This window comes from Candidatus Bodocaedibacter vickermanii (assembly GCF_014896945.1).
In the GTDB taxonomy this organism is placed as follows: Bacteria; Pseudomonadota; Alphaproteobacteria; order UBA6184; family UBA6184; genus Bodonicaedibacter; species Bodonicaedibacter vickermanii.
Genome location: NZ_CP054719.1, coordinates 684,976 through 708,069, shown reverse-complemented (window position 1 = coordinate 708,069; position 23,094 = coordinate 684,976). Strand labels below are relative to the sequence as shown.

The 23,094-nt window shown below is 40.9% G+C and carries 22 protein-coding genes and 1 pseudogene; 20 read left to right on the top strand and 3 right to left on the bottom strand.

Features of this window, described 5'->3' with window-relative positions:
* Positions 1-27: 27 nt before the first annotated feature.
* The 13 genes and pseudogenes from CPBP_RS03270 to CPBP_RS03210 all read left to right on the top strand — a co-directional run bounded on the left by CPBP_RS03270 (position 28) and on the right by CPBP_RS03210 (position 11,146).
* Entirely contained in the window at positions 28-972 is a 945-nt protein-coding gene (locus CPBP_RS03270; RefSeq protein ID WP_350331440.1) for an HNH endonuclease signature motif containing protein, read from the top strand.
* On the top strand, positions 969-1,184 hold the full coding sequence (locus CPBP_RS03265) for a hypothetical protein (RefSeq protein ID WP_350331439.1): 216 nt from the start codon (positions 969-971) through the stop codon (positions 1,182-1,184). The genes CPBP_RS03270 and CPBP_RS03265 overlap by 4 nt, the downstream gene beginning before the upstream one ends.
* A gap of 40 nt (positions 1,185-1,224) precedes the next feature.
* A pseudogene (locus CPBP_RS03260) lies at positions 1,225-1,332 on the top strand (HNH endonuclease); the annotation flags it as partial.
* Between the two features lie 2 nt (positions 1,333-1,334).
* Positions 1,335-1,541: a hypothetical protein gene (locus tag CPBP_RS03255; RefSeq protein ID WP_350331438.1), complete on the top strand. Its 207-nt coding sequence runs from the start codon at positions 1,335-1,337 to the stop codon at positions 1,539-1,541.
* A gap of 38 nt (positions 1,542-1,579) precedes the next feature.
* Positions 1,580-1,828: an SMI1/KNR4 family protein gene (locus tag CPBP_RS03250; protein ID WP_350332613.1), complete on the top strand. Its 249-nt coding sequence runs from the start codon at positions 1,580-1,582 to the stop codon at positions 1,826-1,828.
* A gap of 971 nt (positions 1,829-2,799) precedes the next feature.
* Positions 2,800-4,656 (top strand): ATP-dependent zinc metalloprotease FtsH, encoded by a 1,857-nt coding sequence (gene ftsH, locus CPBP_RS03245; RefSeq protein ID WP_350332612.1) that lies wholly within the window; start codon positions 2,800-2,802, stop codon positions 4,654-4,656.
* Between the two features lie 5 nt (positions 4,657-4,661).
* A complete protein-coding gene (locus tag CPBP_RS03240; protein ID WP_350331437.1) occupies positions 4,662-5,219 on the top strand; it encodes a DedA family protein in 558 nt (185 codons plus the stop codon).
* A gap of 1 nt (position 5,220) precedes the next feature.
* Complete coding sequence (locus CPBP_RS03235) at positions 5,221-5,703, top strand: methylated-DNA--[protein]-cysteine S-methyltransferase (protein ID WP_350331436.1); 483 nt, start codon at positions 5,221-5,223, stop codon at positions 5,701-5,703.
* 121 nt (positions 5,704-5,824) lie between these two features.
* Positions 5,825-7,084 carry a hypothetical protein gene (locus CPBP_RS03230; protein WP_350331435.1) on the top strand — a complete coding sequence of 420 codons (1,260 nt, stop codon included), beginning with the start codon at positions 5,825-5,827 and terminating at the stop codon, positions 7,082-7,084.
* A gap of 107 nt (positions 7,085-7,191) precedes the next feature.
* Entirely contained in the window at positions 7,192-8,937 is a 1,746-nt protein-coding gene (argS, locus tag CPBP_RS03225) for an arginine--tRNA ligase (protein ID WP_350331434.1), read from the top strand.
* Positions 8,938-9,828: an SPOR domain-containing protein gene (locus tag CPBP_RS03220; protein WP_350331433.1), complete on the top strand. Its 891-nt coding sequence runs from the start codon at positions 8,938-8,940 to the stop codon at positions 9,826-9,828.
* Positions 9,825-10,475 carry a site-2 protease family protein gene (locus CPBP_RS03215; RefSeq protein ID WP_350331432.1) on the top strand — a complete coding sequence of 217 codons (651 nt, stop codon included), beginning with the start codon at positions 9,825-9,827 and terminating at the stop codon, positions 10,473-10,475. Before CPBP_RS03220 ends, CPBP_RS03215 begins: the two co-directional genes overlap by 4 nt.
* Positions 10,475-11,146 (top strand): glutathione S-transferase family protein, encoded by a 672-nt coding sequence (locus CPBP_RS03210; RefSeq protein ID WP_350331431.1) that lies wholly within the window; start codon positions 10,475-10,477, stop codon positions 11,144-11,146. Before CPBP_RS03215 ends, CPBP_RS03210 begins: the two co-directional genes overlap by 1 nt.
* A 783-nt stretch (positions 11,147-11,929) precedes the next feature.
* Here CPBP_RS03210 and CPBP_RS03205 read toward each other — a convergent pair.
* Positions 11,930-12,589, bottom strand: coding sequence for an O-methyltransferase (locus CPBP_RS03205; RefSeq protein ID WP_350332607.1), 660 nt, complete (start codon positions 12,587-12,589; stop codon positions 11,930-11,932).
* Positions 12,590-12,656: 67 nt separating this feature from the next.
* Between CPBP_RS03205 and CPBP_RS03200 the strand changes: the two genes are divergently transcribed.
* The gene (locus CPBP_RS03200; RefSeq protein WP_350332606.1) at positions 12,657-12,983 is read left to right on the top strand and encodes a hypothetical protein; all 327 of its coding nucleotides are present in this window, start codon (positions 12,657-12,659) and stop codon (positions 12,981-12,983) included.
* Between the two features lie 6 nt (positions 12,984-12,989).
* Here CPBP_RS03200 and CPBP_RS03195 read toward each other — a convergent pair whose 3' ends face one another.
* Both CPBP_RS03195 and fliD read right to left on the bottom strand, forming a co-directional pair.
* On the bottom strand, positions 12,990-13,379 hold the full coding sequence (locus CPBP_RS03195; protein ID WP_350332605.1) for a hypothetical protein: 390 nt from the start codon (positions 13,377-13,379) through the stop codon (positions 12,990-12,992).
* 19 nt (positions 13,380-13,398) lie between these two features.
* Complete coding sequence (gene fliD, locus CPBP_RS03190) at positions 13,399-15,468, bottom strand: flagellar filament capping protein FliD (RefSeq protein WP_350332604.1); 2,070 nt, start codon at positions 15,466-15,468, stop codon at positions 13,399-13,401.
* A 346-nt stretch (positions 15,469-15,814) separates the two neighbouring features.
* Here fliD and CPBP_RS03185 point away from each other — a divergent pair, with 346 nt between their 5' ends.
* The 6 genes from CPBP_RS03185 to accC all read left to right on the top strand — a co-directional run bounded on the left by CPBP_RS03185 (position 15,815) and on the right by accC (position 23,082).
* The gene (locus CPBP_RS03185) at positions 15,815-17,809 is read left to right on the top strand and encodes an Rne/Rng family ribonuclease (RefSeq protein WP_350332603.1); all 1,995 of its coding nucleotides are present in this window, start codon (positions 15,815-15,817) and stop codon (positions 17,807-17,809) included.
* A 7-nt stretch (positions 17,810-17,816) separates the two neighbouring features.
* Positions 17,817-19,199: a M48 family metalloprotease gene (locus tag CPBP_RS03180; RefSeq protein ID WP_350332602.1), complete on the top strand. Its 1,383-nt coding sequence runs from the start codon at positions 17,817-17,819 to the stop codon at positions 19,197-19,199.
* A 408-nt stretch (positions 19,200-19,607) separates the two neighbouring features.
* Complete coding sequence (locus CPBP_RS03175) at positions 19,608-20,333, top strand: thioredoxin domain-containing protein (RefSeq protein ID WP_350332601.1); 726 nt, start codon at positions 19,608-19,610, stop codon at positions 20,331-20,333.
* Positions 20,334-20,461: 128 nt separating this feature from the next.
* Complete coding sequence (locus CPBP_RS03170) at positions 20,462-21,250, top strand: thioredoxin domain-containing protein (protein WP_350332600.1); 789 nt, start codon at positions 20,462-20,464, stop codon at positions 21,248-21,250.
* Between the two features lie 15 nt (positions 21,251-21,265).
* Positions 21,266-21,733, top strand: coding sequence for an acetyl-CoA carboxylase biotin carboxyl carrier protein (accB, locus tag CPBP_RS03165; RefSeq protein WP_350332599.1), 468 nt, complete (start codon positions 21,266-21,268; stop codon positions 21,731-21,733).
* Between the two features lie 5 nt (positions 21,734-21,738).
* Positions 21,739-23,082, top strand: coding sequence for an acetyl-CoA carboxylase biotin carboxylase subunit (gene accC, locus CPBP_RS03160; RefSeq protein WP_350332598.1), 1,344 nt, complete (start codon positions 21,739-21,741; stop codon positions 23,080-23,082).
* The last annotated feature ends 12 nt before the right edge of the window (positions 23,083-23,094 follow it).

The window sequence follows — 23,094 nt, the reverse complement described above, 5'->3', positions numbered from 1 at the left end:
GACCCAGGCTTACATCTTGGGTCTTTTTTGTTAACGTTGCACACTTCGCCACGTAGTGGATACAATGCGAGCGTTGGAGTAAAACCTAGAGCTGCAGTAAGATCTATAGCTGCTCCGCATGTTGCACGGACGGTGCCTGCGGCAAACTCAGCCGCCGCCGAATGGAGACAACCGATGGAGGTTGCACCGAGGAGTGTGCAGATGACGGCACCGTCTGCGCGGACGACGATGCCAGCTGGGTATTTGGTACCCGTAAGGCATGTGCCCGCAGTTCACCATGGGCCGGGAATACGATCAACACCCTTAACGCAACGTGGTGGAGCACTTGGACATCCTGTGCGATTCGGTACCAATGAGCCTGTGTTAACGCAGACACGCCCTGTGCCTGCTGCAGCAGAAGCGCCACAAACACGGGGACGCCCCACTACTGAACGTCCTGTGCAACCCCGAGCCTCCAGTGTGCCTAAAACGTCTGCGGTGAGAGAAAAGTGCGAGGTTGATTGTTTAGAAGCTGTCGTAAGTAATAGACCTTTAAGTTTACCATACATTGAGAGTGGACGGTATCTACCCGGAAAGGCTATAATGAGCTTTGAGCTAACTAACCCACCTGTATTAATGAGGGGGACGCATAATAATGCTGCGAAAATACCTTTAGAGGTAGCTGAAAAATTAATAGGAAAAAATTTTAAAACTTTTGATAGCTTAAAAAAAGCTTTTTGGATTGAAATGTCAAAATCAAGTTATGCAAGAGATTTCGAAGAGGTAAATTTAAGATCTATGCGTTTAGGAAACGCTCCAGATGCACACCCAAGCCAATGGCTTGGAGAAAGAAAATCGTACGAACTTCACCATATGACTCCCATTCATGATGGAGGCGCAGTTTATGATATGTCTAACTTATTAATCAGTACTCCCAAGTATCACAAAGAAGTTCTTGAAAAAGGGTACCATTACAAGAGAGTAAAGAAATGAACAAGATTATTAACGATAATGAAGCAATTAGTTTGATAGAATCTTTATACAATGGTGTTCAAACTTCTGAAAAAGAAAGAAGTTTGATATGGGATAGATTAGAAAACTACCAAACAGGTATAGCGGAGGTTATTTTTGCTTTAGAAAAAAGAATAGATTCTAAAGAAATACTTCGGCTTGCAAGAGAAAAAAATAAACCTATTATTTTATAGAAAAGTAAACTAAATCGAAGGTTTTACATAGCATCATCATCAAGAAACTGGACGTATGGAGTTAATTCCGGATTGGATTCATAACACAGTCCGACATTCTGGTGGAAATTCAATATGGCCACGCGATCCATTAATAAAAGGAAGATAAATATGAGATACAAAAACGTAGTTATGGAAGATAATTATCCCAATCCACTTAGGAAAGAGAGTTTTGAAAAAGCTGAGCAAGTTATCGGCGTAAAGTTTCCATATCCATTATATGAGCTTGTAAAAGATTACGACAGAGGATCTCCCAAGGATAATAGAATTAATCTGGTTATGCCAGGGGGGGGGGGGGGCATGACGTTAATGCGTTAGGAGCATTTTTATCATTTGATGATACCGAATCAAGTTATATTGCTGGAGCCTATTTATATAAACCCGAACATCAACCGCAGGACGAACGTTTTGTCCCCTTTGGAACCACAGGGAATGGAGATAAATTTTTCTTTTTCTATGAAAATGGAAAAGATGATCCGCAACCTAAAGTGTATTATTGGGCACATGAATATTCTGATATTGAGGGCGGTTTAGTGTTTTTAGCCAACAGCTTTGAAGAATTCTTAGATATGCTAAAACCCGATGGGTATTATACCAATCGATAAGCTCAATTAATTCTCACCAAAGACCCAGGCTTACATCTTGGGTCTTTTTTGTTAACAGGAAATGCAGGAGCAGCATTAGCGATTGTGAAGGATGTGACGGTTGGAAGTCGGAGTGGATCGATTTAGGGAGTGGGTTTTATCCCCCCCACCCGAAGATCACTGAGGGTGATTAGGGCACAACTGTTGAAAGTGACTCGAAGAAGTGTTTAACGATATTAAAATCACCCACTTAAACACCAAGCTATGAATATTATAAAAAGCTTTATATTGTGTAAATTAGTCGCATATCTATTGCTTAATTCATACATCTCTGTATCATTGACACAATTAATTGTTTTATCAATGATTTCACCTGTTCTATTGATTTGCTGTCAAAAACATTCTTTTTCAAATCACTTTCAACAGTTGTGGTGATTAGGGCGGGGGGTGCGCTGAAAATCAAATTTTAAAAAAACATTAACCTTTATTAATTCGCAACATGCCAACCTGCGGTTGGATCCGATAAATTAGATTGGACGTATTTTGAGACACCTTGTAAGAAATGAGATTTCTGAACTGTTGCAATGTTGTATTTTTGAAATCCGTGTCTGTTCGAATCGGATCTAACCTAACGGATGCAACGGCACGTTGCCAGAAGCAAGCATGCGCCATGCATAGAATGAGAAAATCGTAGAGAAGTTTTTGCAAAAGAGATGGGTGCGGGTTGATGGGCAGTAGACATTGTTTGCAAAGTAAGGTGACCTTTCAATGTTGTATGCCCGCTTTATCCGTGTTTGGCTATAATTTGCCTCAAGCCAAGTGAACTTATAAAAAGAACCAGATGATTATTGTTTCATAAGAATCGTTATGGTATTTTGAGAAAATGAGATTGTCTTGAAGTCTGTAAATACTTTGTAAGTAAGTTCCGTATAGACTAACTAAAATACCTGGATAAGGAAATAATCGTGAAACAATTAAGTAAAAATTTTGTAATGTGGGTCGTTATTGTTGCGGCGCTGCTGATTGTATTAAATTTGTTTAGTGATGGTGGTGGGCAAAAAGCTCAACAAGAGCTTTCATATTCTGAGTTTTTACAACGCATTGATAGCAACCAAATTCGTCAAGTCACTATTAAAGGTGCGACCATTATTGGTATTTTAGAAGATGGATCTGTCTTTAAGTCATACAGCTTGCGCGATCAAAATATTATTGATCGTTTGCAAAAGGCTAAGGTTCCGTTTAAAGAACAGCCTATGGATGATGGTTGGAATATTTGGTCGTTCTTGGCTCATACACTGCCGATGATTATCTTAATTGCTATTTGGATTTTTGCATTGCGTCAGATGCAAGGCGGTAACAATAAAGCAATGGGGTTTGGTAAGTCGAAGGCAAAGCTAAGTTCAAATTCTAAAAAGGTAACCTTTGCTGATGTTGCTGGTGTAGAAGAAGCAAAAGAAGAATTGGAAGAGGTTGTTCAGTTTTTGAAAAACCCAGCAAAGTATCAAAAGCTTGGAGGAAAGATTCCCCGTGGCGTGTTGTTGGTGGGGCCTCCCGGTACGGGTAAAACGTTATTGGCGCGTGCTGTTGCGGGTGAGGCGAATGCTCCATTCTTTAGTATTTCTGGATCTGATTTCGTAGAAATGTTTGTGGGCGTTGGTGCAAGTCGTGTTCGTGATATGTTTGAACAAGGACGTAAAAGTGCACCGTGTATTATCTTTATTGATGAAATCGATGCTGTGGGCCGCCATCGTGGAGCGGGTTACGGTGGAGGCAATGATGAGCGTGAACAGACTTTGAACCAGCTGTTGGTTGAGATGGACGGGTTTGAAGAAAATGATACCGTCATTATTATTGCGGCAACAAACCGTTCAGATGTGTTGGATCCAGCATTGCTGCGTCCCGGTCGTTTTGATCGTCAGGTGAATGTAGATTTAGCTGATCTAAAAGGTCGTGAAGCAATTCTAAATGTACATGCGAAACGCGTACCATTGGCCGCAGATGTGGATTTGAATGTGGTGGCTCGCGGTACTCCTGGATTTTCAGGAGCCGATTTACAAAATCTAGTCAATGAGTCTGCATTATTGGCGGCTCGTCATAATAAAAAAGCTGTGACAAGTGTGGAGTTTGATGAAGCTCGCGATAAGATTTTGATGGGGCCTGAACGTAAGAACAAGATTATGTCTGAGGACGAGCGTCGCTTGACAGCATATCATGAAGGTGGACATGCGTTGGTGGCCTATATCTTAAAAGATAGTGCTCATCCTATTCATAAAGCAACAATTCTTCCTCGTGGGCGTGCATTAGGTATGGTGCAACAATTGCCAGAGAAAGATCAGATTTCGAGAAGTTATATTCAAATGAAATCAGAGATCGCTATTTTTATGGGGGGGCGAGTTGCCGAAGAATTGATCTTTGGAAAAGACAAAGTAACATCTGGAGCATCAAGTGATATTCGTGGGGCGACTCGGATTGCTCAAGCAATGGTGACAGAGTTTGGTTTGACCGAAGAGCTTGGTACTGTTCATTATAATTTGAATGGTCAAGGATATGAATCTGCAAAGGTGTCTCAAAAAACATATGAGATGATTGACCACAAAGTTCGTGAGATTGTATCTGAAGGGCTGGCAAAAGCTAAAGATATTCTAACGAAAAACGTGGATGTATTGCACAGATTAGCTGAAGCTTTGTTACAGTATGAAACGCTTACAGGCGCCGAAATTGCGGATGTAATTGAGGGGAAGGTCATTCGTCAAAATGAAGAACTACCCAAGAAGCGTCGGACAAAACCAAAGGTTGATGAAACGTTACCTCCAGTGAGTGGAGATATTGAGCCAACACCGCAGGCGTAATGACGATGGAATCATTTATTCAAAAGTATGGGTATTTTGCTGTTTTTTTAGGGTCAACCATCGAGGGTGAGTTGATCCTAATGACGGCTGGGTATTTTGCATACATGGGGGTTTTGGATTTAAGCTGGGTAATTGTGTTTGCGTTTTTAGGAACTTTGATTGCTGATCAGGGGTGTTTCTTTATCGGGCGATATTATGGTCCGCGGTTATTAGAGCGATTTCCAAAATTGAAAAAGAAATCGGAAAAGGTATTTAGGTTGTTACATGCGTATAAAAACCTTTTTATTATGACCTTTAGATTTGTGTATGGTATACGTATTGCAAGCCCTTTGATCATTGGAGCCAGTCAGTTAAGCCCGAAGCGATTTACGGTTTTAAACTTTCCAGCGGCATTAATTTGGGCGATCGTGATTGCGTGGATTGGATATTTTTTCGGTGGAACCTTTGAGGTGATTTTGGAAAATATGCATCGCATTCAGAGGTATGGCTTGTTTGTTGGTGCGCCGATTGCAGTGTGCGTGTGGGCGGTATACAAAGTGTATCTAAAACATTATCGAGATTAGTATGGTTAAAATAAGTACGACTCAATTTCAAGGTTTTGAATTCAGTGTTGTTTATGATACGAAGCTGATTTTTTCAGGATTTTTTTCACCAAACGATCTTCCCAAAGAAGTAATGCCGTTAAATCCAAGTCGGGATTCTGAAACCTTAGCTAAAGAAATATGTGCGAGGTATGAAGACTCTGATTGTGATCAGTTGCCGTTACCGATGGCGCTGTCTGGAACTGAGTTTCAAATGAAAGTGTGGAAATCTATCAATGAGATTTCAAAAGGTCAGACACTTACATATACTAAATTAGCTGAAGCTGTTCAGCGTCCAGCTGCTGTAAGAGCTGCTGGAACAGCATGTGGAAAAAACCCGCTAACATTGATCATTCCCTGTCATAGAGTTCTTGGATTAGCCTCATTTGGTGGGTATCGTTGGGGACTAAATATCAAACAGACATTGTTAACCCATGAAGCAATAGATTCAAAAAGTGTTGCGTAACGGTAACACACCTGAAAACTTTTACCAAAATTTTTTAAAAAAACTGAGCATATCAAAAAAGTGCGATAATATTATTTATGAAAAGTGCCTTGAGCATAGTTTTTAACAAACGGAGAAAATAATGAAGAAATTAATTTTAAGTTCAGTGTTCGCAGGATTATTATTAGCAGGTGCAGCTGTAGAGGCATCTACTGCCGTTGCTCCTGAAAAAGCAGCTTATGGTAAATTTGTAATCAATGCTGATTTTGCTGCTGGTTGGTGGGCAAACGTTATGCACACAGTTCCAAATAAAGATGGTAGTGAGACTACAGACGGAATTGATAAGGATGATATTTTAAGACGTCAACTCGTAGCACTTTCTGATGCAAAAATGACTTTCAAAACTGAAGGTGGTTGTTCAGTGGTTGCATTTGGTGCTGTAGTAAAATTAGATGCTAACGCAGCATCTGCAGATATTAAAGGTCTTTTCCGCGATACATATGTGTTCGGACGTTTTGGTAACATGATTGAAGTTCGTATTGGATCTCAACGTGATGCAATGTATTCATTGGTTGATGGCGCTGATGTAATGGGCGGAACTTGTGGGTATAATGGTTACTGGAGCAACTTGTTAAAGAATTCAAAAGATGCTGATGGCGTGATTAGAAAAGAGCGTTGGGTTATGGATTTAACGCATGCTAACGATACTTGGTTTACAAACAAACTTGAAGTTCGTACTGTTCGCATGGCTGGAATTCAAGCGGTTGCTAACTGGCAGCCAAGCAGTGCATACAATGGTCGTTTAGGAACTTATGGCGATGGTACAAAAGTTTTGGCGCCTGGTGTGATTAATAACACAGTGTCATTAGGTTTAAACTATGATAACTCATTTGGTGATATTCGTGTTCGTGCATCAGCAGGTGGTGTATACGGTGCAAGCGATGGATCGACTGCTGCTGGAGCTAAGGCAGCAACAAGCTTTACGTATCGCTTGGGCGGTATTTTCTCTTGGAAGACATTTGATATTGGTCTAGGTTGGTTAGATAACCGTAGCACTGGATTTGCAGAGGTTAACAAGGATAAAAATGCTGGTAAAGTATTGCATGGTGCATTGGGTTACCAATTTGATTCAACAGCTTGGAAACCACGTGTGTCTGCTGGCATTATGTGGGGCTGGAAGAATGGAAAAAATACATCTGATGCAGCTAATGACTTTGCAAACCAAGATCAAACACTTGCATTTTCTGGAGCGGTTGATTTGAACATTCGTGAAGGATTCCGTTGGTTCTTAGAAGGTACTTTCGCAATGCTTGATGAAAGCAACACGACTGAAGGTGCAAAAGATGCTGGTTATAGCCAAAAGAACATTATCGTTGGTACAGGTTTAGCTGTAAGTCAATAATAATTACTGTAACTTTAAAAAGCGGGGCTTCGGCTCCGCTTTTTTTATTTCTATTTTGTCAGAAGTTTGGTACTTAATAAGGCAAACACAATATTAGGCCTAATTTCATGAATTGTTATACTTTAATTAAACAGAAGATACTTGCTGTTATTACTCAGCTTCAATCCAACGGTGGTTTACCAGCTGATTTAAAAGTGGATGCTATTACAGTTGAGCCACCCAAATCCCGAGATCATGGGGAAATGTCAACGAACGTTGCGATGGTGTTAGCCAAAGCGGTAGGTCAGCCGCCAAGAGTGCTTGCTGAATTATTCTTAACCCATATTCAAGAGTTTGATGAAGTTCGAACTGCAGACATTGCAGGCGCTGGATTTATCAATATGCGATTACATCCAAGTTTCTGGTATGCGCATTTAAGCACGATTCTGAAAGAAAAAGAGGCCTATGGTTCCAGTGACATTGGTCAAGGGCATGCGATGAATGTGGAGTATGTTTCTGTAAACCCAACAGGACCGATGCACGCGGGGCATGGTCGCGTGGCGATCGTGGGTGATGCTATGGCTGCATTGATGGAAAAAGGTGGGTATGACGTTACCCGTGAATATTACATCAATGATGGTGGGGCTCAAGCTGAAACATTAGCACGGTCTGCTTATTTAAGATATTTAGAAGCATTGGGTCAAGACATTGGTGAAATTCCTTCTGGATTATATCCGGGCGATTATTTAAAGGCAGTGGGTGAATCGATCGCCAAGAACTATGGTGATGCATTTAAAGATCAGACGGAAGAAGAGTATTTACCATTCTTTGAAACCTATGCCATTGATGCGATGATGGATTTGATCCGTGATGACCTGGATCTGATCGGCATTCAGCATGACGTGTTTACCTCTGAAACGGCAATCGTTAATGAAGGTGCCGTTGAAGATGTGATGGATATGCTGGAAGAAAAAGGGCTGATCTATACGGGTGTGTTAGATGTTCCCAAAGGCATTGAAGTTGATGATTGGGCAGCGGAACCTCAATTGTTATTTAGGTCGACTCAATTTGGAGACGACGTGGATCGTGTGTTAAAGCGTACAAACGGTGAGTGGACGTATTTCGCAAAAGACATTGCCTATCATTTTGATAAGTTTGAACGTGGGTTTGATTATCAAATTAATGTGTGGGGCGCTGATCATGCGGGGTATATTAAGCGTATGTTGGCCGCAGTCAAAGCGCTGTCGGATGATACAGTGACGTTAGACATTAAAACCTGCCAAATGGTGAATTTGATGCAAGGTGGTGAACCGTTGAAAATGTCGAAGCGATCTGGAACATTTGTAACCTTGCGTGATGTTGTTGAAGCTGTCGGTAAAGATGTTATTCGCTTTGTAATGTTGATGCGCCGCAACGATGCAATGTTAGATTTTGATTTCGATAAGGTTAAGGAACAATCAAAAGACAACCCCGTGTTTTATGTGCAGTATGCCCATGCCCGCGTGTATTCAGTCTTGCGTCAGGCGGAAGCTCAGATAGGGCAGATTGATGAAGTTCAATTACAGAATGCAGACTTTACGTGTTTAAATTCAGATGACGAAATTGGATTGATTCAAGTGTTAGCAAGCTGGCCGCGTTGTATTGAAGGTGCTGTGATTCATCGTGAACCACACCGTATCGGTGGATATTTATATGAACTTGCTGGTGCGTTTCATGCGTTGTGGAACCAAGGAAAAGAAGATACAACCTTGCGATTTATTGTCGATGATACGAAAGTGACGCTAGCGCGGTTGGCACTGTTGAAAGCAGTTGCAACGATAATCGCCAGTGGATTAAACTTATTTGGAGTAGAGCCATTAAAGGAGATGCGATAAATGGATTACGATAATCTAGGTCCGCGGAATTATAAAAAGCCAAATCTTAAAGATGAGATGTTCTTTGAAGATCGCGAGTCTTATGGTGAAGACGAAAAGTGGTGGTGGATTTTCCAAAACCCTTTAGGAGTCATTATTATGATTGCCGTTGCTATTATCATCATCATTGGATTGTGGTTTGTGTTTAAAGCTCCCTCATCAAAACAGGGTGATGTTCAAAATGGAGTGATGGTTATAAAATCTGAAGGGGTTCCTTATAAAGAAGCACCAGATGAATCCACAAATCAAGGCGTTGAGAACCAAGACAAAGAAGTATATAAACGCCTGGGGCAACATCAGTCTGAAGATCAAGAAGCCAGCGCGACGGTTGCTAAGCCTGAAGAAAAGCCCTTAGAGACCAATGAGTTTCCAGAGACCACAAAGCCTGAGGCAAAGAAGGGCTTGGACGAGCCGAATTCATTGCGAAAAGTTACAGAAAGTGTTGGCGTAAAAATGCCAGAACCTGCCGTGAATGAGCAGTTTATTTCTGAAAAAAAACAAGAGCCCGTGGTAGAGGAAGAAAAGTCTGTTGTGGAATCCCCCGTTGCTGTTCAGAAAAAAGCGACAGAGAAACCCAAAGCTGTAAAAGGCTTAAGCGAGGGTGTATATGCTATTCGTATTGCATCGTTTAGAAAACAAGAAACCGCAGACCGAGAATTGCAGCGCGTCGTTGATGCATTGGGAACGGCATTGAATGGAGTCGGTCGTTTAGTAAAAAAAATAGAGAGCGATTCCGGCATATTTTATGTTGTAACAATTGGTGCGTTTACAAGTTTGTCGAAAGCAAAACAAACAGTAAAATTTTTAAAAGATAAAAACTTTGATGGCATTATCCAGAAAGTGAATCGATGACCCTTACTGAAGTATTAATCGTTGCCATTCCGTTAATAATTGCCATTACGTTCCATGAGGCTGCCCATGGGATTATGGCGTATGTGTGTGGGGATACTACGGCTAAGCGAATGGGGCGTATGACGCTGAATCCCTTTAAACATGTGGATTTATTTGGGACGATTATCATGCCTGCCGCATTGTTGTTGCTGAAGTCTCCCTTTATGTTTGGTTATGCAAAGCCAGTTCCCATCAACCCAAATCAGTTTTTTCATTATCGATCAAATTTGATATTGGTTGCAGCAGCTGGACCATTCATGAATATTTTATTAGCGATGTTATCGTGGAGTGTTTATGTATTTATTTACCCCGAACCCGCATATATGGTTGCCGCGTTGGCGTATTCAGTTCAAATAAACTTAGTATTAGCCGTGTTTAACATGTTTCCCTTATTGCCGATGGATGGAGGGCGGGTGTTATCTGCTTTATTGCCCCCTCCATTCGATAAAAAGTTTATGAAGTTAGAGCGCGTTGGCATGGTCGTTTTATTGGGATTATTGGCATTGCCATCAATCAGCGAACAATTTGGTTGGCGCATTAATCCGATTGGCTGGTTTGTATACCATGGCGTTGCCTGGTTGCAAGATATATTAGGAGTAAGGTACTAATGCGGATATTACATCATTATCCATTGTGCCCATTTTCACGCAAGATCCGGTTGGTGATGGCTGAAAAAGCATTAGAAGTTGAATTAAGAACCGTTCGATATTGGGAAGAAAACGATGAATTTTTGCGTTTAAATCCAGGGGGATTTGTTCCCGTATTAGAAGAAGATAATAAAGCTGTTGTGGTTGGTGATTATGCCATCTTAGAATATTTAGATGAAGCATACCCACAACATAAGGGACTAACTGGACGCACCTTGCAAGAGCGTGCAGAAATTCGTCGTTTAGTTCATTGGTTTGATGGAAAGTTTTATCACGAAGTTAGCCAAAAAGTGTACGGTGAACGTGTGGAAAAACGATTGTTAAAAAATGGGTTTCCATCCACAGACATAATTCGCGAAGGCTTACAAAATATCCAAATGCATTTAGATTACATTGCCTGGATTGTTGAGCAAAAAAGCTGGCTAGCAGGGCGTAACCTAACCGTTGCAGATTTAACGGCGGCAGCACATTTATCCACGTTGGATTATTTTGGCGATGTGCCCTGGGATAAATATCCCGCCACCAAAGATTGGTATATGAAATTAAAAAGCCGTCCAACATTTAGGTCGCTATTGGAAGATATTGTTGCAGGCCACCGTCGCGCCGATCATTATCCCGAGTTAGATTTTTAGGCAACGTGTCGCCAGCGTGACGCTGGACTCGTTAGGCAACGTGCCGTTGCATCCGCTAGGTTAGATTGAGGGAGATTTGAGATATGAGAGAATGGATGGGATTTTTGACCCAGCTTTGACCCATTTCGGGCGCAGGATCATTGGGGGTGAAAAATGATTTTGAGATGTTTTTGAGTTTGGTAGTGTTTTAGTTCCTTATTGTTGTTTGAAAGTGCTGTGTTTTTGAGACTTTCAAAGTTAAGTTATATAAACCCATGTTAGATTACACTGGATCTAATCTATTGGGTCCAGGGATCATCCCTGGTGCAACCTCAGGTTGCCGTTGTTTAAAACCGAGAGAATCCCCAGTAACCCGCACGTGCAAAAAGAACCCCATTTCTTACACGAACGGGGAAAGGCGGACTTTATTGATAGGCACAAAGTCGTGTTTTACGAGCCCGTTGGCTCTGGGTTTTTACAGGGCTGTGACTACTGATCGGGTAGTGTGAGTTCCTGTACTGGGGGATTCAGCTCGGTGTTTTGTCCTTGAGTGTTTCAAAGACGTAGAACGAAAAAAGGCTACCCAGGTTTTTGGGTAGCCTCTTCGCAATTCTAGCTATTAGTATACACAGCGAATTTGAGAAGTCAATATATTTTTGAAGGATGATGGTGTTTTTGTAATCCGTGTCAGACCACATCGGATCTATCCATAGGATGCAGCGTCACGCTGCTTTGTAATCCGTGTTTGTGCAAATTGGATCTGACTTATCGGATGCAACGGCACGTTGCTTGCTGTTGAGTTGTTCATAGCTTTATTCCCATTGTCCAGCCTTCTTTTGTGGGGAGCATTGTGCTTGCGTAAGTTGTTTGATTGCCCAGTCGTTGATTGAACTCATGGACAGAGTTTAATGCAGATGGGCTGATGCGATCTGTTGTGGGTTCTCCGTATACTGCGCCAGACAGAAACGTGTTGTCTCCGATAATTAAACCGCCTTTTCGGACGTGGTGTTCTGCCCACGTTAAATAGTTTGAATAGTTAAGCTTATCGGCATCAATAAACACCATGTCGAAGGGGGGGTGATCTTCTAGGGTTTTTAGGACGTCGAGCGCTTTGCCTTCAAGAAGCGTGATTTTGGAGTTGTGCTGTTCAAAGTGCTGAAAGGTTTCCCTGGCCATGCGAATGCGATTTTGATCTCTCTCAATTGTAAATATGCGCCCATCTTGGGGGAGCGCCATTGCCATCCACAGAGTTGAATATCCCGCATGGGTTCCGATTTCTAGGATACGTTTGTATCCCCCTAAGCGTATAAGTAGCTGCAGCAATCGACCTTCTTCTGGAGCGATATGGATGGGCCAATCGGTGGCCAAGATTCGTTCTTTGACCCATTGCAATTCATCGGGTTCGTGAATTACAGTGGTGTGGATATAGTTAATGGCTGGGGGTATTTTTTCGATGGATCGCATAGTTTTCCTTAAAATAGTGGTTTTTTTCGTCTAAGGCTGATAATAATAGAGAAACATAAGGTGTACAATGCTTTCTATTCAATTGCACGCCCAAAACTTAGAAAAAAATATTAATCGGTTTTATGGGCTGCGTGTTACCAAAAATCTATTCGGCGCATGGACGATTACCATACAATATACTCAATTTCGAACCAGAGGGCCTACGAAGTTATTTTTTTGCGATACCGTTGATGAAGCAAAATTGCGAGTGCATTTAATCCTTAAGCGACGATTGAATTATAACCGTCGCATGGAGTGTGAGTATCGAATCGTGCATGTAGATTCAGATCCATCCGTAATTTTAGAAGAATGGATTCCAGAGTTTCAGACGTTAAACCAAGAAAATATACGCTAACTCTTTTTAAGATGAAGTCGCATTGCTTTCTGAGGGAGCACGGTAATCTTCCCACATATTGCTGACTTCAAAAAAAGATTGTTTTAAGGTGATGGCTAAGTCTTTGTCATTTTTCAAATTAATTTTGGTGATTAAATTAATATTACCCAAGCAATATTTTTGCATTGCGCGATCAATACCTTCTGGGGGGTCAGAGCTGAATGTAGCATGAAGTTCAACCATAAGGCGGATGATTTCTTCGGAGTTTAAGTAGCGTTGTTCAAAATTCTTATGTTCGATCGCATCAATAATTTCAGTCGAAAGTGTTTCAGCTTTTCGAAACGCTTTAGCGATTATCTGTGTGAAACTTAAGCCTGAGCTATTGTTGCGTTTATACATGTCTGTAAATCGTTTCATGGTATTTCCTTTTTTAATATTATCCGAACATGCCAGCCATCATGGGAGAAAATGCTGCCATTAATTCTTGCACTTCTTCCATGTCGCGTTGGTATTTTTCTGCTTTACGTTTTTCGCGTTGCATAGTGCGGGCGTGTTTTGCTTTAAGTTCCTCGAATTTCTTTTCTTGTAATAACTTTTGTTTGCGGGCTTGATAAGAAATTTTATTTAATTCATTCGTTTGATCGGCTGCGGCATCACTGTTGATTTGTAGTAGTACTATATCACTTAGTTTTCCGGAGAATAAATCTCCAAGTCCTTGGCTTACTCTAAATCCTTGAGTTTCAGTATTGGTTTCAGGGTCTGTCGGCGTTGGCATTTCTGGACCAGAGTAATAAAACTTAAATCCTTCGTATATAGTATCTGCGGGACCAATTAGAGATATCTTGCCCGCGTCGTGTAATTGGATGTTTTCGTTGCCGATATCAATAGACGTATCTTGACTGATAACGCCACCCGTTTCTAAATAAAGTCGTGCAGCATAGTGGCCTTCAGAATTTTTGATAACACTGACCATAATATCTTTTTCAAATATTTCAGACGGTAGTTGTTTGGGATGAGAGATTGTTTGAAAATATCCCCCCGTTGTGTTGTTGGAGATAAATGCAAAAATTTGTTCAACACCGTCTAAGTTAGAATCTAATTTATCTGCGAGTTTTTTTTGATCCTTGACCAACAATCCGTTTTCATCTCTTTTGATACCAATTTCACTGACGTGATTTAGTCCTGTGACACCCCTAGTGAGGGTGTTGCTGTATATTTTTTTAATGCGATCAATCATGCCAATAAATTGGCGATTGTTTGCTAAATATGCGCCTTCTTTAGGTTTGTAGTCGTTTTTTGAATCTTTGGCTGTTTGAGTGTCTGCAAATTTTATCAGGCTGTTATAGGCTTCTATAAAATCGTCAATACAGTTTAAAACTTCTATGGGGTCGCGACCTATGCTTGCCGTTATTTCAGCGCCTGCACTGGGGGCGAGTAGGTCTATTGTTGTTTTATGATAAAGCCCTTCGATGTGGTTCGTCGTACTATGCAGAGGAGTGGGATCTCCATCTAAAAGATATTCAGCTTTTAAAAGATCAGCTGTTGTAAGGCTTTCTTTTAAACCCAGTTGATCCATCATTTTTTCAGTGGCGACGTCTGGGTCTGTTAGCGCCACAGGCACAGCATTTTCTGTGACAGCCAATGTATAGGGACCAAGCCCACTTACCGTTGCGGCAAATGTGGGGACTGTACTAATTAATGTTGCGATATCTGTGAGGCTCATAGCGGGCGTAATGATTTTTTCTTGTCCACCTATGGCGAGGGTTCCCGCAAGGTTTAGCGGAGTGACATGGTTTGCAAAAGATTCGGTGAGTTTATTGACGACTGTTTCGAAGGTAATTTTTTCCCCTTCTTTAGCATTACTCATAAACAGACGATAGTCGGTATCTGAAAATTTTCTAGCAAATGATTGTATGTGCGTATCTGTTTTTTTTGCGTTAATCGCACCAACAATTTCATCAAGTGTGGCGTTTGCAGGCACTTTTATTTCTGTTCCGCGAATATAAATACGAGTTTCATGTGCAGTAATGTTTGTGGTGGGAGACGTAAATGTTTCTGTTCCTAACGTTTTATCTTTTGTAGCAATTCGATTTACTTTTATAGACATACTGCCTTCTGCTGCACCAAAAGAGGGGGTGACTAACACAATATTGTTGGCATCAATGTCAGGGGTAGAACTGCTTAATGTGGCGGTTCTGGCGCCAAAAGCATCTTTTTCCCCATGAAGTATTGCCAATCTGGGATTGCTTAAAGCCTTGGCTGTGGTCATTAATTTGCGAACATATTGATCTGCCTCGATCGTAGCGCTTTCTTCTTTTGTTAGCCGATCAATTTTATCGGCAAACGCTTTTTCCCGAATTTCATTGCCGAGTTGTTTTGCTTTTAAGAGCTTATCAGGAGAGAAACCATTGTGTTTACGGAACAGTCGTGCATATTCATTTTTAGCGCTGTCGTCTTGATAAACGTCGCTTAATTGAACGCCTCCTGATCCGATTCCGTTAGTCATAGTATTGCTCGTTTATATTCTATTGCATTATTATAGTTGTTTAAAGATCAAAAAAAGAAAAGCAAGTTGTGTGCCAAGTGGTGAATAAACTGATAGACCTTAAATGATTTAAAAAAAGAACTTGAAAGGAATTGAAAGTTTAGATTGTGGAAGCAAGAAATAAAATGTATTTTTAAGATGAACAATTTTTAACCTGAGAAGAAAATATGACCTACACTATGAAAGTGCCTTCGCTGTACTTAGATTCGCGTATTTTTTTCTTTTCTATGCTTTATATCACTTTAACACAGAAGATCAGGTTGGTTTTTCAAAAAACCTATAATATTAATATCTTATTGAGGAAATTATGTCGAAACGCATGCTTATTGATGCCAGGCAGTCTGAAGAAACACGGGTTGTCATTACATCGACCCACGATGGTCGATTATTGGAATACGATTATGAAAGTTCAAGTCGTAAAATTATTAAAGGAAATATTTATTTGGCAAAGGTGGTTCGTATTGAGCCATCGTTGCAAGCTGCATTTGTTGAATATGGTCAAGAACGTCATGGCTTTTTACCCTTCAGTGATATCCATCCGGACTATTACCGATTGCCAGACAGTGAACCCACTAAGGGAGCTGATGTAGCCACAGAAGAGAACTCCGCTAAAAAGGATTCTTCAGATTTAGTAGAGACACACGCGTCTGTAGCGGAAGAATCTGCAGAGGGTGATGCCGCTGTTGCGACAGAAGAAGATGCAGAAAATATCTCATCATTTCGTCGTGAACGGATGTACCGCCATCATAAGATTCAAGAAGTGATCAAAAAAGGTCAGGTCATTCTTGTTCAGGTTGCCCGTGAGCAGCGCGGTGAAAAAGGTGCAGCTTTAACCACGTATTTGACGTTAGCTGGACGTTATTGTGTCTTAATGCCCAATGCAGGACGCGCAGGTGGAGTTTCCCGAAAAATTAATGACAATGGCGATCGTCAGCGGTTGAAACGTATTTTGGATGGAATTGATGTTCCAGAAGGAATGGGATTAATTATTCGTACTGCGGGTATGGATCGTACCAAGGTTGAAATCAAAAAAGATTTGGATTATTTGCAACGTATCTGGCAAAAGATTCGAGATCTGACATTGGCTTCAACGGCACCTCAATTAATTCATACTGAAGGCAATATCTTGCAGCGTGCTATCCGTGATTTGTATACAAAAGACATTGATGACATTACTGTTGAAGGTGATGAAGCGTTTCAGATTACGCGAAGCTATATGAAAATCTTGATGCCTACGCATGTAAAAAAAGTAAAGGCATACGAAGATACTGCTGTTCCTATGTTCCAACATCATCATGTTGAAGAACAGTTAAGTGCGATTCAAGATACAAAAGTGCAATTAAAGTCGGGTGGTTACTTAGTGATCGATACGACTGAGGCCTTGGTTGCTATTGACGTGAACTCTGGACGGTCGACAAAAGAACGACATATTGATGAAACAGCGTTAAGAACAAATTTGGAAGCCGCTGAAGAGGTTGCCCGTCAATTGCGACTTCGTGATTTAGCTGGATTAATTGTAATTGACTTTATCGATATGGACAGTGAAGAGCATAATGCCCAAGTTGAAAAGCAATTAAAGGATTGTTTGCAAGAAGACCGTGCGCGTATTCAAGTGGGAACCATCAGTTCATTTGGTCTGTTGGAAATGTCACGTCAACGATTGCGCCCAAGTTTATTTGAATCAACCATGACAGTTTGTGATCATTGTAGTGGTACTGGGCATGTTAGAGATAGTCTAAGTTTGGCGTTACAGGCATTCCGCGTGTTGGAAAGTAATATATTAAATGCTAAAGCTGAAGATCAATTTACATTAACATTGCCTGTGGCATCTGCGTTTGTGTTGTTTAACCATAAGCGTCGTCAGTTAACGCAATTGGAAGACACGTACAAAGTTAGCATTGATGTTCGTTTGGATGAAAAATTAATTGGTGATGAGTTTAAGTTAACGCAAAACGATAAAGAGATTAAAAGCTTTTATCGTCCGTCAAAGCGTCAAGCACCTAAACCATACCCGACGGCTACAAAAGCCCATCAAAAGCCAAAATTGCAACCTGTTGAAATGTATGATTTGCATGATGAGGCATTGATTGAAAGTTATGCTCCGACACCTGCTGCTGCGTCCACTGAGGGAGCGCCGGACGGTGAGCGTCGTCATCATAATAATCACAACCGTAACCGTCGCTTTAATGATCGCCGTCATAATCATCGAAATCGCAAGTTTAATGACCGTCGTAACGAGAACCAAACTGCTGCGACAACGCCAGAGAAAAAACCATGGTGGAAGCGGTTACTGCAAGGATAATAAGACTATGTTTAAACGTATAATAATAATGTTAATTTGTTTGGGAGGGGTTACCCCTCCTGCCGTTCATGCTGATACTGCTCAGTGGAAGCAGGGTCATATTTATCGTGATCCGCAACTTGAAAATTTCTTGTTGAAGTTGTTGCAACCGTTGTACAAAGAGGCAGGGTTAAATCCTGCGTTGGTTCAACCGCGAGTGATTGTGAATTCTGCGTATAACGCCTTTGCAACCCTTGAAAACTTAGTTGTAGTACATACTGGTTTTTTTGCACAAACTGCAACTGTTGAAGAAATGGCTGGGGTTTTGGCGCATGAAACTGGACACCAAGCAGGACGTCATATTATTCGTACACTTTCTGGCGTTCTGCCAAAAGCTGCAACGACGATGGTTTTGGGGGCGGCATTAGGAGGGGTGTTAAGTGTAATCACCGGGCATCCTGAAATTGGAATGGCGGGAATATTGGGAGCTCAAAATATCGCAACCAGTCAGTTTACAGCCTATTCAAGAATGCAAGAACGTACAGCGGACGATTATGCCGTTCGGTTGATGAAAAAGTTAAATTGGCCGTTGTCCGGGTTTAGAAGTGCAACGGAAACGATGCTAAAATTAAGCAAAGAACGCGGAGCAAAGGATGTTCCGATTTATTTGCAAACGCACCCCGCAAGCATTGAGCGTCGTGAATATGTAGATCAATTTATGGCGGTAAGCTATAAGGGGGCGATGCCTGAAGATTATCAATATGCATTCAAAATGGCGAAGGCGCGTTGTGCTGCATTTACTCAAGGGGCTGATGAAATTGTTGGGCTTTATCCAGATCATACTAAGCCAGAGGCAATGTATGCCAAAGCATTAATGTTAGGGATTTCTGGTCAGTATTCTGAAGCCATTCGATTAATGTCGGAATTGATTGCAAAATATCCAAGTGATCCTTATTTGTTATTTGCCCGCAGTGAAATATATCAGGCAACCGGACTTGGCGATAAGGCTTTAACGGATATTGACGCAGCCATTAACATGGCAGAACGTACAAGCAATACAGCTCGTAAAGAAGTTATTATGCGGTTTGAACGTGCAACGATTTACGTGATCTTAAAACGTGGTCAAGATGCGCTAAAGGAAATGTCGTTCATTGATCAGTTGGATGCAGATTTACGCCGCAGTCCAAGTTTCTGGGATCAATATTCGCGAGTATATGACCTGTTAGGTAATAAGGTCATGGTTGCATACGCTTTAGCAGAAGCAAATTTAGCCGTGAAAAATCTAAATGGAGTTGAGCGCTATTTGAACGCAGGCAAAGCAGATGCAAAGCAAGGTTCCGTAGAGTGGATGAAGTTGAAAGATTTAGAGTTAAGGCTGGAACAAATTAGAGCACATCCGTCTGCAAATTAAATGTGATCGGATGTAGCGTGATGCTGGAACGTATCGTTGCATTCGTTAGATTGGCTTTTGGAATCCGTGTCATGGCGCATCGGATCTAAACCTATTGGATGCAACGGCACGTTGTTTAATAAAGGTTAATATTTAGTTAACGCGATTTTTTTACCACCCCCCCGCCCTTATCACCCTCAGTGACCTTCGGGTGGGGGGACAAAACCCACTCTCTAAATCGAGACTAAATAGACGAAGTAATCCGTCATTTCTTCACGAAACGGTGGGCTAAAATAATAATGTATGAGCGCTCTAAGGTTACTATATCTCGAAAAAGTTAACAAATTCTGAATACTACGCAATATTTTGAACAAATAATAAAAATATGCCATATTACATTGATATGAAATTTATAAAAGGTCTATTAGTATGAAAAAACAACTCGCTGTACTTTTAATTACATTTGCATTTTTAGCAGGATGCGATAACAGAATGCCAAAAGCTGAAATTGAACAAACTATTCATAATTATATTGTAAACAACCCACATATCTTAGCTGAAGTCATTATGAACTTACAAAAGGAAGTAGCTAATAAACAACAAGAGAAAGTTGTTGATCTGTTAAATCAGCATAGGAGCGAAGTTGATAATACGACCGGAGTTCCTAAAATCGGCGCTGCGGATTTCGATGTTACCATATTAATGTTTGCAAACTATGCTGACATAAAGTCAAAAACAATGATGAGAATATTTGCTCAACATGTGAACAAGGATAATAAGCTCCGTATGTTGATAAGATTTTTACCTGAGAAGTCTGTCGTTGGACAAAGAGCTGCACGTATTGGATTGGCATTGTTAAAGCAAGATTTATTCTTAAGCTTTCATACAAAAGTTATGCAACATGAAGGTGAGTTAAGCAATGAAGCTTTAACCCGAATTCTTCAAAGCATAAAGGGCTTAGATTCTGAAAGATTAAACAAAGATATGAATTCTTCAGATGTTGCTAAAGCTTTATCAAATGATCGCGTATTAGCGGAAAAGTTAGGAATTCAAGAATCTCCGGGTTATATTATGGGAGATTTTTTATTAAAACAACCGATAAGTTTTGAGGACGTGGGCGCAGTGATTCAAGTGATTCGTAGACACAAGAAATAGGTCTGCTAATTAATCTCTCTGTATATTTTAGCGAGCTATGTTTTGATGTAATACTACGCAATATTTTGAACAAATAATAAAATTATGTTAGATTACACTGATATGAAATTTATACAAGGACCATTAGCATGAAAAAACAACTTTCAGTTCTTTTAGTAACGTCTGCGTTTTTAGTGGGATGTAACAAAAAAGAAAAAGTTCAAGAAGAAGCAAAATCAGTTGATCAACAAGCTGAGCAAACCGTGTTTAGCAAAGCACAAGTTGCAGCGATTGAACAAATAGCACACAAGTATATCGTAAAAACCCCCAACGTACTTGCTGAATCTATCATGAATTTACAAAAGCAGGTGGTAGAGAAACAACAAGAAAAAGTTGTAGAATTATTAGAGAAAAACAAAGCTGAGTTGGAAAAAATTGCTGGATTGCCTTTTTTGGGATCTCCAAGTGCCGATTTAACCGTGTTGATGTTTGGTGATTATACAGATCCAAAATCAAAAGCAATGTTCAAGATTTACCAAAATGCAGCACAAAAAGATAAGGGATTACGGATCATTTTCAGATTCTTACCTGATACATCAGTGTTAGCGCAAAAAGCCGCGCGTATTGCCATGGCAATGAATGAGCAAGGTTTGTTTGAAAAGTTTCATGAAAAAATCATGTCGTCTACCGAAGTGTTAACTGAAACATCATTGTTGGATATTGCTGGAAATATTCCAGGAGTTAATCGTTCAAAATTAGATTCAGATGTTGATGCAGGAAAAACAAAAGAGGTTCTTTTAAACAACAGAACCCTTGCTGAAAAAATAGGTATTTCCCAAACACCAGGCCATATTATTGGAGAATACTTATTTATGCAACCCATTGGTCCTGAAGACTTAGAGGCTGTGATTAAAAATATCCGCGAAAAAAAGAAATAGAATCGAGTTACACCCATGACCGATAAAAAGTTTTCATTTGATATAGATCAATCAGCGATTCAAGCCTTAGCAAAAGTATTGCAAGATGCGGATTTAAGCGAGATTGAATATGAGGATCAAGGCCGCCGAGTTCGTTTAACACGTAACTCTAACCAAACAGTGATGATGGCACCACAGATGTCTCCTGCACCTTCAGTAGCCCCGACGGGGGCTCCGCAGGAGGCTGCAGTTGCGAATCCAAAGCAACATCCGGGAGCCTTGAAATCACCGATGGTTGGAACGTTATATGCGGCTCCTGAACCAGGTGCTGCAACCTTTACAAAGGTCGGCAACCGAGTTAACCAAGGAGACACAGTCTTTATTATTGAGGCTATGAAAGTTATGAACCCCATCAAAGCTCATACAAGTGGAGTTGTTAAAGAAATTTTCTTTAGCGATGGAAACCCAGTAGAGTACGGTGATGTCTTAATAATTATTGAGTAACCTTCATGATTAAAAAAATTCTAATTGCAAACCGCGGGGAAATTGCCCTGCGGATTTTGCGCGCGTGTCGTGAAATGGACATTAAGGTTGTTGCAGTTCATTCCACTGCAGATTCATCGGCAAAACATGTTTTAATGGCAGATGAAAGTGTGTGTATTGGACCTGGCCCTGCAAAGGAAAGCTATTTAAATATGCAGTCAATTATGGCTGCTGCTGAAATTACAGGGGCAGATGCGATCCATCCTGGGTTTGGATTTCTGTCAGAAAACGCAAAGTTTGCCCAAATGGTTGAAGATCATGGCATGATTTTTATTGGTCCTGTTCCGGAACATATTTTAATGATGGGCGATAAGGTTCAGGCAATTAAAGCAGCTATTGAACTAGGGATTCCAACCGTTCCAGGATCTGGTGGAGCCGTTGAAACCGTTGAAGATGCGAAACGTTGGTGTGCTGAAATTGGATGCCCAGTGTTGATTAAAGCAGCATCTGGTGGCGGTGGTAAAGGGATGAAGGTTATCAATACGCTTGATGAAACTGAATCTCAATACCGTTTAGCTAAATCAGAAGCGTTGGCTAACTTTGGTGATGACCGTGTGTATATGGAAAAATACTTAGGTCAACCACGTCATATTGAAATTCAAGTCTTGGGAGACGGGAAGGGGCATGCGATCCATTTAGGTGAGCGCGATTGTTCCATCCAGCGTCGCCATCAAAAGGTTTTGGAAGAAGCTCCATCACCCGTGATTACCGCCGAACAACGCCATGAGCTGGGTGAAATTTGCGCAAACGCAATGCGTAAAATGAAATATCGTGGCTTGGGCACCATCGAGTTTTTATATGAGAACGGTAAGTTCTATTTTATTGAAATGAATACTCGTATTCAAGTTGAACATCCCGTGACAGAATTGATTACAGGGATTGATTTAGTGCATGAGCAAATTTCTGTTGCGGCAGGTCATCCGCTGACATTGCAACAGTCGGATATCACATTTCATGGGCATTCGATAGAGTGCCGTATTAATGCGGAAGACGCCGAAACATTTATGCCAAGCCCTGGAACTGTTACACGGTTTCACACACCAGGTGGACCTGGGATTCGTGTGGACAGTGCGTTGTATGCGGGGTATCAAATTCCACCCTATTATGACAGCATGGTGGCAAAGTTAATTGCACATGGTAAAGATCGTGCGCAATGTTTAGGACGTATGCGCAGAGCCTTAAAAGAATTTTATGTCGAAGGTGTTAAGACAAATATTCAATTGCATCAACGTTTGATGGAAAATGAAGATATCATTTCTGGCGATTATACGATTCACTGGCTGGAAAAAAAGTTTTTGAACGACCAGTAAAGATCATTAATA